The organism is Nesterenkonia sp. PF2B19, from assembly GCF_001758425.2.
In the GTDB taxonomy this organism is placed as follows: Bacteria; Actinomycetota; Actinomycetes; order Actinomycetales; family Micrococcaceae; genus Nesterenkonia; species Nesterenkonia aethiopica.
In genome coordinates this window covers 12843-26036 of record NZ_MDSS02000024.1, presented here as the reverse complement: position 1 = coordinate 26036, position 13194 = coordinate 12843, and the positions used below count along the sequence as shown (strand labels likewise).

Annotated in this window: 10 protein-coding genes, 1 tRNA gene and 2 pseudogenes; 9 read left to right on the top strand and 4 right to left on the bottom strand. The window is 69.1% G+C overall.

Annotated features, from left to right (window positions below):
• Positions 1–14: 14 nt before the first annotated feature.
• Positions 15–1524 (top strand): annotated as a pseudogene (gene pyk, locus BCY76_RS08865) (pyruvate kinase).
• 166 nt (positions 1525–1690) lie between these two features.
• Here pyk and BCY76_RS08860 read toward each other — a convergent pair.
• Together BCY76_RS08860 and BCY76_RS08855 are read right to left on the bottom strand one after the other, a co-directional pair.
• Positions 1691–2290, bottom strand: a complete 600-nt coding sequence (locus BCY76_RS08860) for a hypothetical protein (RefSeq protein ID WP_070159506.1) — start codon at positions 2288–2290, stop codon at positions 1691–1693.
• Between the two features lie 56 nt (positions 2291–2346).
• Positions 2347–2607 carry a hypothetical protein gene (locus BCY76_RS08855; RefSeq protein WP_139827706.1) on the bottom strand — a complete coding sequence of 87 codons (261 nt, stop codon included), beginning with the start codon at positions 2605–2607 and terminating at the stop codon, positions 2347–2349.
• A gap of 195 nt (positions 2608–2802) precedes the next feature.
• On the opposite strand from BCY76_RS08855, the gene BCY76_RS08850 reads away from it, so the two are divergent.
• Complete coding sequence (locus tag BCY76_RS08850; protein WP_070159511.1) at positions 2803–3210, top strand: four-helix bundle copper-binding protein; 408 nt, start codon at positions 2803–2805, stop codon at positions 3208–3210.
• Between the two features lie 405 nt (positions 3211–3615).
• A complete protein-coding gene (locus tag BCY76_RS18090; protein WP_170922638.1) occupies positions 3616–3786 on the top strand; it encodes a hypothetical protein in 171 nt (56 codons plus the stop codon).
• Positions 3787–4062: 276 nt separating this feature from the next.
• Here the strand turns inward: BCY76_RS18090 and BCY76_RS08845 are convergent.
• Positions 4063–4143: transfer RNA gene (locus BCY76_RS08845), tRNA-Leu, on the bottom strand.
• 154 nt (positions 4144–4297) lie between these two features.
• Between BCY76_RS08845 and BCY76_RS08840 the strand changes: the two genes are divergently transcribed.
• On the top strand, positions 4298–4918 hold the full coding sequence (locus BCY76_RS08840; RefSeq protein ID WP_070159513.1) for an ANTAR domain-containing response regulator: 621 nt from the start codon (positions 4298–4300) through the stop codon (positions 4916–4918).
• Between the two features lie 289 nt (positions 4919–5207).
• On the opposite strand, the gene BCY76_RS08835 is transcribed toward BCY76_RS08840, so the two are convergent.
• Positions 5208–6452: a LysR substrate-binding domain-containing protein gene (locus tag BCY76_RS08835; RefSeq protein ID WP_336582039.1), complete on the bottom strand. Its 1245-nt coding sequence runs from the start codon at positions 6450–6452 to the stop codon at positions 5208–5210.
• A gap of 94 nt (positions 6453–6546) precedes the next feature.
• On the opposite strand from BCY76_RS08835, the gene BCY76_RS08830 reads away from it, so the two are divergent.
• From BCY76_RS08830 to ilvC, 5 genes and pseudogenes are all read left to right on the top strand, one after another.
• Positions 6547–7599, top strand: a complete 1053-nt coding sequence (locus tag BCY76_RS08830; protein ID WP_070159516.1) for an EamA family transporter — start codon at positions 6547–6549, stop codon at positions 7597–7599.
• Entirely contained in the window at positions 7580–9328 is a 1749-nt protein-coding gene (gene ilvD / locus BCY76_RS08825) for a dihydroxy-acid dehydratase (RefSeq protein ID WP_070159518.1), read from the top strand. The genes BCY76_RS08830 and ilvD overlap by 20 nt, the downstream gene beginning before the upstream one ends.
• Before the next feature lie 302 nt (positions 9329–9630).
• Positions 9631–11506, top strand: a pseudogene (locus BCY76_RS08820) (acetolactate synthase large subunit).
• Between the two features lie 2 nt (positions 11507–11508).
• A complete protein-coding gene (gene ilvN / locus BCY76_RS08815; protein WP_085437541.1) occupies positions 11509–12042 on the top strand; it encodes an acetolactate synthase small subunit in 534 nt (177 codons plus the stop codon).
• A gap of 58 nt (positions 12043–12100) precedes the next feature.
• The gene (gene ilvC, locus BCY76_RS08810) at positions 12101–13126 is read left to right on the top strand and encodes a ketol-acid reductoisomerase (RefSeq protein ID WP_070159520.1); all 1026 of its coding nucleotides are present in this window, start codon (positions 12101–12103) and stop codon (positions 13124–13126) included.
• Positions 13127–13194 lie beyond the last annotated feature (68 nt).

Here is a 13194-nt window from a genome sequence, read left to right as displayed (position 1 = left end):
GACAAGGGTGAGGCATGAGACACGCGAAGATCGTCGCCACCTTCGGCCCGGCGACCGCCGGCTATGAGAAGACGCGCCAGCTCATCGAGGCAGGTGTCGACGTCGCACGGGTGAACATGAGCCACGGCGACTACACCGTCCATGAGGAGACGTACCGGACCGTCCGCGAGGTGTCCAAAGACCTGCGCCAGGCGGTGGCCATCTTCGCCGACCTCCAGGGCCCCAAGATCCGGCTGGGGCGTTTCATCGAGGGCGAGCACGAGCTTGCCGAGGGCGACCGCTTCACGATCACGGTCGACGACGTCGAGGGGACCAAGGAGCGCTGCTCCACCACGTTCAAGGGTCTGCCTGGTGACGTCAACGTCGGCGACACCCTGCTCATCGACGACGGCAAGGTCTCCCTGCGGGCGGTCGAGGTGACCGACACTGATGTGGTGACCGAGGTCGTCGTGCCGGGCAAGGTGTCCAACAACAAGGGCATCAACCTTCCCGGTGTGGCCGTCTCCGTACCCGCCCTGAGCGAGAAGGACGAGGAAGATCTGCGGTGGGCCCTTCGCATGGGCTTCGACATGATCGCGCTGTCCTTCGTCCGGGATGCCGCCGACATCGAGTCGGTGCACCGGATCATGGACGAGGAGGGCCGGCGCGTGCCGGTCATCGCCAAGGTGGAGAAGCCGCAGGCGGTCGACGCCCTTCAGGACGTCGTCGACGCATTCGACGCGATCATGGTGGCCCGCGGGGACCTCGGCGTGGAGCTTCCGCTGGAGGAGGTCCCGGTGGTGCAGAAGCGCGCCATCGAGCTGGCTCGGCGCTGGGCCAAGCCGGTCATCGTGGCCACCCAGGTCCTGGAGTCCATGATCGACAACCCCCGCCCCACCCGGGCGGAGGCCTCCGACTGCGCCAACGCGGTGCTCGACGGCGCCGACGCGGTCATGCTCTCCGGTGAGACTTCCGTGGGCAAGTACCCGGTCAAGACGGTGGAGACCATGGCCGCGATCATCGAGGCGACCGAGAGCAAGGGCCTGGGACGCATCCCCCCGCTGGGCTCGACTCCGCGGACCCGCGGCGGGGCAGTGACCCGCGCGGCGGCCGAGATGGCCGAGCAGCTGGGAGTGAAGTACCTCGCCACGTTCACGCGGTCCGGCGACTCTGCTCGCCGGCTCTCACGTCTGCGCCGGGAGCAGCCGATCTTCGCCTTCACGCATGTGGAGCACACGCACAACATCATGTGCCTCAGCTGGGGCGTGCAGCCCCGGTGGGTGGAGTTCGCGTCCCACACGGACAAGATGACCGCCCAGGTGGACAAGCTCCTGTTGGAAGAGGGCATCGCCCAGCCGGACGAGCTGGTCATCATCGCGGCCGGTTCGCCCCCCGGGCAGGCCGGGACCACCAACATGGTCAAGGTGCACCGCATCGGCGACATCCCGAGCCGCGGACATCGATTCCTTGCGCCGCGGCGACGCGCCGCCGAACCGCGAGCCGGTCGGCCCGTGGCCGGCCCGGAGCGCAGACAGCGCGCTCTGAGCGGAGCACGGCGGGGCTGATCCCGCTGGTGGACCGTAGACACGACGGAGCCCCGTGACGCCTGGACGTCACGGGGCTCCGGCGTGTCTACGACGTCCGGTCCCAGGCCCACCTGCGCCCCGGTTCCTACGGCCCGGGCGGTTCGGGACATGGAACCGCACCCGGGTCACCCCGGGTACTGCGGAGCCAGGACGAGGAACGCCGTTCCCGCCGCGCCTCCGAGCAGGCTGCCTGTGACGACCTCCAGGGCGCTGTGCCGCCTGAGCGTCAGGCGGGACCAGCAGACCAGCAGCCAGCCAGTTGCGCCCAGGACCCACCAGACGGTCCCGGACAGTCCCGCGGGAATGACGAGGCCGGTCAGGGCGCCGAGCACGGCGTGGACGCTGATCTTCAGCCTGGTGTTCACGATCATGACGATCAGCAGGGTGAGGATTCCGATCGCTGCGGCGAGTCGCACGTCGGCGGTGGTCGGCAGGATCACCAGCAGGGCCATGCCGAGGAGCATGGAGCCCAGCGCCAGGGCGTAGACCAGGTGCCGCTGCTCCCGGTGTCGCACGTGCAGATCCGTGGCGGCGCCCCGACGCACCAGCACCAGAGTGATCGTCCACGGCAGGGCGGCCAGGAACGTCACCGCGATCGTGGAGGACCACCACCAGGCGGGGTCAGTGGCCACCGCCACCCGGACCAACAGTACGGCGATCAGGGGAGAGGGACTCAGGACTTCGGTCACGATCCGGGCGAGACGGAGGAGGGCGCGGCGCGGCATGGTCCCCGATTCTATGCCGGACGGCCATCGCCTCGTGCTGACGCCATGGGGCGCCGTCAGCGCAGCGTGTCCTCAGGCGGCGGCAGCGCCGTCGCCCAGGAGATCCACCCGTCGCGGGCCAGATGACGCTCGGCATCACGGAGGCCTTCGGCGCGGGCGGTGGCCACGGTATCGGTCAGCCACGCGTCGAAGGCGTCGGCGTAGGCCCGGCGGGCGGCGTCGATGTCCTGGCCCGGGCGAGGGCGGTGGTGCTGGAGGCAGCCCTCGGCGAACAGGGCACGGACCTCCTCGGTCGGCATGGGTCGTGTCGGTCCCATGGGTCTCCCCTCATCCTCCGCCTCGGGCCGGCGGACTCTGAGACTACGGCGGACCACTGACAACGGTCTGCGCCGCCGCAGGCACGGCGCTGCGGGGGAGGGCGGGCTGTGGGATCTTGAGCGGTGCGGCGGAGACTCGCTAGCGTCGGCGCAGGGGACGCCGACGGAGTCCGAGACCCTCAGGAGGTTCCACCCATGTCACGGATCACGGAGATCATCGAGAGCCACCCGAACACCCCCGATGGGCTGCACGTGCAGACCCTCTCCGACTGCATCGTCGCCTGCCTCGAATGTGCGCAGGCCTGCACCGCCTGCGCCGACGCCTGCCTCGGGGAGGAGGACGTGGCTCACCTGGCCCAGTGCATCCGCACCGACCTGGACTGCGCCGACGTCTGTACGGCGACCGCCTCGATCCTGAGCAGGAGCACCGGGGGAGGCCTCGCGACGGTCCGCGCTGTGCTCCGGGCCTGCCAGGCGGCCTGCGCCCAGTGTGCGGCGGACTGCGAGGCGCATGCTCAGATGCACGAGCACTGCCGCCTCTGCGCGGAGGCGTGCCGGCGCTGTGAGCAGGCGTGCGCTGATCTTCTGGCCGTCATCGGGTGAGCCCACCGAGGGGGCACCTGGGGCGACAGACGGTGCTCGCGCGGATGCTTCCTGTGTCGCCGAGGTGCGTCCAGCCGACGGTCAGTGGGGCACCGGGCTTCGGTCAGGACAGGGCCTTAGGCTGGTTCTGCCTCATCAAGGTGCGAGTGATTCGGGCCCCCGAGGTCTGGTCGATGCAGCGTCCCCCTCACGCTGGCCAGACCCGGGGGCCTTCTCGCGTCCGAAGCCCACTCGGTCGGCAGGGGCGGCGCGCTGCCCCGTCGCCGGCGACTGCCGGCTCCGACACCGACGGTTCGGCCAGGGGACCCTTCTGGCCGCCAAGGGTGCTCCGACGGGATGGTCACGGTTCGGCATCCGCGAACACCGCACCTGTCCGCCGAGCATGGACACGCGTACATTCGAAGTATGTGGACACTCATCGTGGTATTGCTCATCGCCTGGGCGGTGCTCGCCATCGTGGGGTTCGTCTTTGAGGGCCTCATGTGGCTGGCAGCCGTCGGCATCGTACTCTTTGTCGGCACGTTGATCGTCGGCTTCATCCGCCAGAGGGCTGGACGGGCGAACCCCGCCGTCTGAGTCGGCGCCGCGCGCGTCATGCGTCGACGCACACCGCCTCGGCTCCATGGCGCCCTGTCACAGCTGCGGCACCGGGCCGCGGACTCTCCCGCGGGGTCACCGCCCGAGCCGCCTTCGTGACCTGCTTGACGGAGGGCCTGCCCTTCTCATAGCAGGCGTGGGGCGGACAGATGCCACGGCAGGTACGTCATGTGCCTGCCATGACGTCTCGTTGGCATCTCGCCAACAAATCCGGCTCTTTCGCCACCAATCGGCGTGTGATCCGCGTCATTTCGGTGCCCGAAGCGGGACTCGAACCCGCACACCAGAGGTACCGCATTTTGAGTGCGGCGCGTCTACCAATTCCGCCATTCGGGCTGGTGCCAGCACCGTCGCCGGGCCTGCAAGGACAACGCAGGCGCCTTCGAGGTGCCCCCACAGCATACCGGGCGATACCCTGAGGGGGACAACTGACCCGTCCACCTGTCGTCCGGCGTCGAGCCGGCGGCGACGACCTCATCCAAGGAGAACGGTGACTGAAGAGCAGCAGGCAGCCCAAGGCGCCGACGCCTCGGCAGAGAACGAGGGCCGCCGAGTCCTCGTGGCCGAAGACGAGACCCTCATCCGTCTGGACATCGTGGAGATCCTCACCGGTGCCGGCTATCAGGTGGTCGGAGAGGCCGACAACGGTGAGCAGGCCGTGGAGCTGGCCCGCGAGCATGTGCCCGACCTCGTCGTCATGGATGTGAAGATGCCGAAGATGGACGGCATCACGGCGGCCAAGACGATCGCGGAGGAGCGCCTCGCGCCGGTGGTCATGCTGACGGCCTTCTCCCAGCGGGACCTGGTGGAGTCGGCACGAGAGGCCGGGGCGATGGCGTACGTGGTGAAGCCGTTCACGGAGAACGACCTCATCCCCGCCATCGAGGTCGCGGCGGCTCGGTTCGATGAGATCCGGGCGCTGGAGGAGGAGGTCACCGATCTCGCCGACAAGTTTGAGACGCGCAAGCTGGTGGACCGGGCGAAGTCCCTGCTGACCACCAAGATGGGGCTGAGCGAGCCCGAGGCCTTCCGGTGGATCCAGAAGACCTCGATGGACCGTCGGCTCTCCATGCGGGAGGTCGCGGAGACCGTGGTCGACCAGATGGGCTGAGCTGGGCGGGGAGGGCACCTGGGCGCCATTCCCGCCGACGACGGGGAGCCTCCCGAGCAGTCACGACGGAACCGGTGGAAGCCCCCGTGTCGGAGTGCCTACGAGTGGTTCGGGGAGCGTCTGGAGTGGCAGGTCGAGCAGGACTTCAGGGGCGGCGGCCACGGCCGGGGTGCCGAGGCCAGATTCCTCCGTCCGGGCGGATGAGGGGACCTTCACTCGTCTGCGGGGCCGGCTCATCTGATCCGGCGTGACGGGACCTCCTGGACGACCCGCTGAGCTGGGCGGCACCTCACGGATCAGCGGTGCCGTCCAGGTCGAAGTACGCCGGATGGTGTCGGCCGCAGCCGGGATTGAACCGCGCGGCGCAGGCGGTGCACCGGTCGGTGTCCAGATATTCGGCGATGCTGAATCGGTGTCGACAGACCCCGCACAGCAGCGCCTGGGCCTCTCGTCGGGCCGCGGGCCAGGGCAGCACCGGGTGGTCCTCCGCCTCGGCGTGGCAGTGGAGGCACGGGTACCAGCGTCCACAGCAGTGGAAACGGATCGCGACGACGTCGAGCGGCGACGCATAGTGCGCGCAGCGTGTCTCGTCGTCCACCACGGAACCGCCGACCTGGCCCTGCGGGAGCTCCCTGCGGACGGACTCCAGCTCGGCACCTGCCTCCTGGAGCATGGCCGTCACTGTGCGCACCGCTAGGCGGGCGTGGCGATCGGGTCGGCTCAGCGCCACGATGGTCCGCTGGGCCCGGACGCCGCCGAGCGGACGCAGCACGAGGCCCTCCCGGGGTCTGGTGGTGAAGCCGGGCAGGACGGCGGCGCCCATCCCGGAGACCACCAGGGACTCCACCAGTCGGTTGTCCCGCAGTCGGACCCGGCGGGGGAGAGCGGCTCCGAGCTGGTTCTCCATCGCCACCAGCACCATGTCGAACGGATACCCGTGGGGCACACCGATCCAGTCCAGGCCGGCGGCCTCCTGCGGGCCGATCATCTCGGCCGCCGCCGCGGGATGATCGGCGGGAAGGGCCACCCGGAGGGGTTCACGCGCCAGGACAGTGCAGGTGAGGCCTTCCGCCCCGAGGGGCACGTCACCACTGAGGCTGTGGGCGATGACGAGGTCGGCGTCGTGCGCCCGAGCCGCGTAGTCACCTTCCGCGAGGTCGAAGTCGTCGAGGTCCAGGGTGATGCGGGTCTGATCGATGCGGGCCAGAAGGCCAGACATGAGAGCTTCGCCGGCGCTCGGCAGCGTGCCGAGGGAGACCACGCCGGCCGGCTGGCCGCGGCGCGCGTCGAGCGTGGACTGCAGCTGCGCCATGCGCTCGGCGATCTCCGCCGCCCCGGCGGCCAGCAGCTCTCCCTCCGGGGTGAGCCGCACGGTCCGGGAGCTGGGCTCCACGAGCGGCACCCCCAGGTCACGCTCGGCGCGCCGCAGCTGCTGGGACACCGCCGACGGCGAGCGATGAGTGGCCTCGGCGACGGCCGCCAGCGTGCCGCGGGCGGCGATTTCGCGCAGCAGCTCCAGATGTCTGTGCTCCATGCCGTCATCATCGCATCGATTCTTCAGTTCTGCTTCACCTGACCTGAAGAACTCTTCGCTGGTGCTGATGAGTCGTCGACGGAAGACTGGGGCCATGCCGATCCGTGACGTGGCCCTCGCCCTCGCTGTCGCCGTCCTGTGGGGGCTGAACTTCCTGGCCATCCATCTGAGCCTGGAGCAGTTCCCGCCGCTCTTCCTCGTCGCTCTGCGCTTCGCCCTGCTGGCGATCCCGACGCTGGTGCTCGTGCCGCGGCCCGATGTGCCGCTGCGCTGGCTGATCGGCTATGGCCTCGGGTTCGGGACCCTGCAGTTCTTCGGGCTGTATCTGGGCATGGCGGCTGGGTTCCCCGCCGGCCTGGCGTCCCTGGTGCTGCAGTCCTCGGCTCCGTTCACCGTGCTGCTGGGGGCCCTGCTGCTGCGTGAGCGGCTCAGCGGCCGTCGCATGACCGGGGTGGCGGTGGCCGTGGCCGGTCTCGGGGTCGTCGGACTGGCACGGGGCGGGTTGGACGGTTGGGTCCCGTTCCTGCTGGTCGTCCTGGGCGGGTTCGGTTGGGCACTGGGGAATCTCGCCTCGCGGCAGGCCAAAGCCGAGCGGCCCATGCATCTGGTGCTCTGGATGGCGGTGGTGCCGCCGCTGCCCATGCTGGCGCTCTCCCTCGCCGTCGAGGGACCTGCGCAGATCGGCGACGCGCTGGCGGGCGCGTTCACCGCAGAGGCGCTGCCGGCGTGGCTGGGACTGCTCTACACGATCGTCGCCGGCACGGTCGTCGGCTCAGGCGTCTGGGTGTGGCTGATGGCTCGGCATCCCGCCAGCACGGTGGCACCCTTCTCGATGCTCGTGCCGGTGGTGGGGTTCGTCGCCGCCTGGGCATGGCTCGGAGAGGTCCCGCTGCGGGGCGAGCTCGTCGGCGGCGTGCTCGTGGTCCTGGGGGTGCTGTGGGCCAACGGGCGATCGCGGCGCCGACGCGACGAGGTGTGGGCGACGCCGTCTGCCGCCTCGACGCCTTCCGGCCGACGGCCCGCACCGTCGGGGCCGGTGCTGGACGATGCCGCCGAGCCTGTCTCACATACCAGAACGACGGCGAGGCTCATCCCGGCGCGTCCCCGGGCGGGTATACGATCTGGCTATGGCACAGAGCACCAGTGAGGACACTCCGTTCACCCCGCCGCAGCCGGTCACCGGGCCCTCCAGCGCGGAGAAGCCCCGCAGCTGGCAGGTCACCGACGGCTATACCCGCGCTCCCGCCCGCGGCATGCTCCGCGCCGTCGGCATGGGGGATGAGGACTTCGGCAAGGCCCAGATCGGCATTGCCAGCTCCTGGAACGAGATCACGCCCTGCAACCTGTCGCTGGACCGCCTGGCCCGCGCGTCCAAGGAGGGCGTGCACGCCGGAGGCGGCTACCCGCTGGAGTTCGGCACCATCTCCGTCTCGGACGGGATCTCGATGGGCCACGAGGGCATGCACTACTCGCTGGTCTCTCGCGAAGTCATCGCGGACTCCGTGGAGACCGTCATGCAGGCTGAGCGCCTCGACGGATCCATCCTGCTGGCCGGCTGCGACAAGTCCCTCCCTGGCATGCTCATGGCCGCCGCCCGGCTCGACCTGTCCTCGGTCTTCCTCTACGCCGGCTCGATCATGCCGGGTGTGGCACGGTTCTCCGACGGCACGGAGAAGGAGGTCACTCTGATCGACGCCTTCGAAGGCGTCGGAGCCTGCGCGCGCGGCACCATCAGCGAAGATGATCTCGACGTCATCGAGCGGGCCATCTGCCCGGGCGAGGGCGCCTGCGGCGGCATGTACACCGCCAATACGATGGCCGCGATCGGCGAAGCCCTGGGCATGTCTCTGCCGGGCTCGGCCGCGCCGCCGTCTGCGGACCGGCGCCGGGACAGCTACGCCCACCGCTCGGGCGAAGCCGTGGTGAACCTGCTGCGTCAGGGCATCACCACTCGAGACATCCTCACCAAGCCCGCCTTCGAGAACGCCATCGCCGTGACCATGGCCTTCGGAGGATCCACCAACGCGGTGCTGCACCTGCTGGCCATCGCCCGCGAAGCCGGCGTGGACCTGACCCTGGAGGACTTCAACCGCATCGGGGACAAGGTGCCGCATCTCGGCGACCTCAAGCCGTTCGGCCAGTATGTGATGGCGGACGTGGACCGGGTCGGGGGAGTGCCGGTCGTCATGCGGGCGCTGTTGGACGCCGGACTGCTCAACGGTGACTGCCTGACGGTCACCGGCAGAACTGTGGCGGAGAACCTGGAGGCCATCAACCCGCCGGACATCGACGGCAAGATCATCCGCTCGCTGGACAACCCGATGCACCACAACGGCGGCATCGCAGTGCTGCACGGCTCGTTGGCTCCGGAGGGGGCGGTGGTGAAGTCGGCCGGATTCGACGCCGAGGTCTTCGAAGGGACCGCCCGCGTCTTCGAACGCGAGCAGGCCGCCCTGAAGGCGTTGGAGGAGGGGCACATCCAGTCCGGCGACGTCGTCGTCATCCGCTACGAGGGCCCCAAGGGCGGGCCCGGTATGCGAGAGATGCTGGCGATCACCGGAGCCATCAAGGGCGCAGGACTCGGCAAGGATGTCCTGCTGATCACCGACGGGCGCTTCTCCGGCGGCACCACGGGACTGTGCATCGGCCACATCGCCCCGGAGGCCGTCGACGGCGGCCCCATCGCCTACATCGCGGACGGCGACCCCATCCGAGTGGACATCGCCGGGCGCTCCATCGACCTCGTGGTCGAAGAGGACGAGCTCGAGCGCCGCCGACAGGACTGGACCCCGCTGGAGCCTTACGTGACCACCGGCGTGCTCGGCAAGTACGCCAAGCTGGTCCGCTCGGCCGCCGAGGGAGCCTTCTGCGGCTGACGGTCCACACAGTGAGACGGGGTCATGGTCTGTTGACACCCGCCACACGCCGGGGAAGCATGGGGGCCATGCGTCACCTGCTACGAGTAGCCGTACTCGCCGCCGGGGGAGTCGTGGAGTGATCCACCTCCTCAGGGCGGCCCGAACCCTGCTCGACGAGGGCGGGTCGACGGCCGCATCCTGAGATGACGCGCACGCTCACCCCGGTAGAGAGCCCCAGCAGGGTCGCTTCTCTGTCGGGGTTCCTTCTTTCCGGGTTCCCGCATCACCCGCCCATGGGACAGGACAACAGGAAGTCAACGATGAGCAGAACACCTGCGACGAGCCCCGCGGCGATGGCCGCGAAGAAGCCTCGCCCGAGTCATACGACCTCGGCCGACCGCCGTCTCTACGGCCCCGGCCGTCCGGTGGAGCCTGTGGAGGTCACCGGCTCCGAGTCGATCATCCGCAGCTCGAGTCGCTCGGCGTGACCGATGTGTTCGGGATCCCGGGCGGTGCGATCCTGCCGACCTATGACCCGCTCATGGACTCCTCCACGGTGAACCACATCCTGGTCCGCCACGAACAGGGTGCCGGTCACGCGGCCCAGGGGTACGCCATGGTGACCGGAGAGGTCGGAGTCTGCTTCGCGACGTCCGGGCCCGGCGCCACCAACCTGGTCACACCGCTGGCGGACGCTCACATGGACTCGGTCCCGATGGTGGCCATCACCGGGCAGGTCAACGCCCAGGTGATCGGCACCGACGCCTTCCAGGAGGCCGACATCGTCGGCATCTCCACCCCGATCACCAAACACTCCTTCCTCGTCACCGATGCGGACACGATCCCTCAGGTCATGGCGGAGGCCTTCCACCTGGCCTCCTCGGGCCGACCCGGGCCCGTCCTGGTGGACATCACCAAGTCCGCGCAGACCGCGAAGACCACCTTCTCCTGGCCCCCGAAGATCGAGCTCAACGGCTACCGGCCGGTGACCCGCGGGCACGCCAAGCAGGTCCGTGAGGCCGCCAAGCTCATCCGTGAGGCCCGCCGGCCGGTGTTCTATCTGGGAGGCGGCGTCATCAAGGCCGACGCCTCCGAGGAGTTCCGGCAGCTGGCTGAATCCGTCGGTGCCCCGGTGGTCAACACCCTGATGGCCCGCGGGGCGTTCCCTGACTCTCACGAGCTCAACGTCGGGATGCCCGGGATGCACGGCACCGTGGCCGCCGTCGCGGCCCTGCAGCGCTCGGACCTGCTCATCACCCTCGGCGCCCGCTTCGACGACCGCGTCACCGGTCAGCTGGCCACCTTCGCCCCCGACGCGAAGGTCATCCACGCGGACGTCGACCCCGCGGAGATCTCCAAGAACCGCCTGGCGGACGTGCCGATCGTCGGCTCGCTGAAGGAGATCATCCCCGAGCTCGACGCCGCCGTCGCTGACCTCTTCGAGAAGGAAGGGCCCCGGACCTGGACGGCTGGTGGCGCCAGCTGCGCCGTTTCCAGGAGACCTACCCGCTGGGCTGGACCGAGCCGGAGGACGGCGCGATCGCACCGCAGAAGGTCATCGAACGCATCGGCAAGGCCGCCGGTTCCGAAGCCGTCTATGTGGCCGGCGTCGGGCAGCACCAGATGTGGGCCTCCCAGTTCATCGACTACGAGCGTCCCCGGCAGTGGCTGAACTCCGGAGGGCTGGGCACCATGGGCTACTCAGTGCCGGCAGCCATGGGTGCCCAGGTCGGCAACCCGGACCGAGTCGTCTGGGCCATCGACGGCGACGGCTGCTTCCAGATGACCAACCAGGAGCTGGCCACCTGCGCGATCAACAACATCCCCATCAAGGTGGCCGTGATCAACAACTCCTCGCTCGGCATGGTGCGCCAGTGGCAGACGCTGTTCTATGAGTCCCGCTACTCGAACACCGACCTGAACACCGCCTTGAACCCCTCTGGCGAGGAGGTCGTCCGGATCCCGGACTTCCTGAAGCTGGCCGAGGCCTACGGCTGTGTGGGTCTGCGCTGTGAGCGCGAGGAGGACATCGACGACGTCATCGCGCAGGCCATGGAGGTCACCGACCGTCCGGTGGTCGTCGACTTCGTGGTGAGCCGTGACTCGATGGTGTGGCCCATGGTGCCTGCCGGAGTCTCGAACAGCGACATCCAGGTCGCGCGCAACATGACGCCGGACTGGGACGAGGAGGAGTGACCATGACCAGCCCTCAGCCGAACCCCGGCACGCAGCGCCGCACCCTGTCCGTGCTCGTCGAGGACGTGCCCGGTGTTCTGACCCGCGTCTCGGGCCTCTTTGCTCGCCGCGCGTTCAACATCGACTCCCTGGCCGTCGGCCCTTCCGAGATCGCCGGGCTCTCCCGGATCACGGTCGTCGTCGACGCCGATGCGGAGCTTCTCGAGCAGATCACCAAGCAGCTCAACAAGCTCATCAACGTCATCAAGATCATCGAGCTGGCGCCGGAGAACTCGGTGCAGCGCGACCACCTGCTGATCAAGGTCAAGGCCGACTCCCCGACCCGACTCCAGGTGACCCAGGCGGTGGACCTCTTCCGCGCCAAGATCGTGGACGTCTCCGTGGACTCGCTCACCATCGAGGCCACCGGCGCCCCTGACAAGCTCAACGCCCTCCTGGAGGTGCTCGAGCCCTACGGGGTGCGCGAGATCGTGCGCTCCGGCACCCTGGCCATCAGCCGCGGGTCGAAGTCCATGACCGACCGGGCGCTCCGCTGAGCGACCGGCTCCCATACGACATCCGAACAACTCACCCATCATCCAAGGAGATCTCGACGTGACTGACCTCTACTACGACGACGACGCAGACCTGGCGGTCCTCAGCGACAAGAAGGTGGCCGTGATCGGCTACGGATCCCAGGGGCACGCCCACTCGCTCTCCCTGCGGGACTCCGGCGTGGACGTGCGGGTCGGTCTGAAGGACGGCTCGAAGTCCAAGGCCAAGGCCGAGGAGCAGGGGCTGACCGTCAAGCCGGTGGCCGAGGCCGCCGCCGAGGCTGACATCATCATGATCCTGGTCCCGGACCAGCACCAGGCCGACGTGTACGCCTCAGAGATCGCTCCGCATCTGTCCGCGGGCAACGTGCTGCTGTTCTCGCACGGTTTCAACATCCGCTACGGCTTCATCACGCCGCCGGAGGACGTCGACGTCGCGATGGTCGCCCCCAAGGGCCCGGGCCACGTGGTGCGCCGCGAGTACGAGGCCGGCCGCGGAGTGCCGGCGCTGATCGCCGTGGAGCAGAACCCCTCGGGTCGGGCCAAGGACATCGCGCTGGCCTACGCGAAGGGCATCGGCGGCACGCGTGCCGGCGTCATCGAGACCACCTTCACCGAGGAGACCGAGACCGACCTCTTCGGCGAGCAGGCAGTGCTCTGCGGCGGCGCCTCGCAGCTGGTGCAGTACGGCTTCGAGACCCTCACTGAGGCCGGCTACAAGCCTGAGATCGCCTACTTCGAGGTGCTCCACGAGCTCAAGCTGATCGTGGACCTCATGGTCGAGGGCGGCCTGACCAAGCAGCGCTGGTCCATCTCCGACACTGCCGAGTTCGGCGACTACGTCTCCGGCCCCCGGGTCATCTCCCCGGAGGTCAAGGAGAACATGAAGGCCGTGCTGGCCGACATCCAGGACGGGACCTTCGCGAAGCGCTTCATGGACGACCAGCGCAACGGCGCCTCCGAGTTCGCGGAGCTGCGTAGGAAGAACGAGTCGCACCCGATCGAGTCCACCGGGCGCGAGCTGCGCAAGCTGTTCTCCTGGATCACCCAGGAGGACGACTACACCGAGGGCACCGCGGCCCGCTGAGCGGCTAGAGTGTGTGGGGTCGGGTCGCCGTGCGACCCGGCCCCACATGTCTGACCGCAGAACCCCCG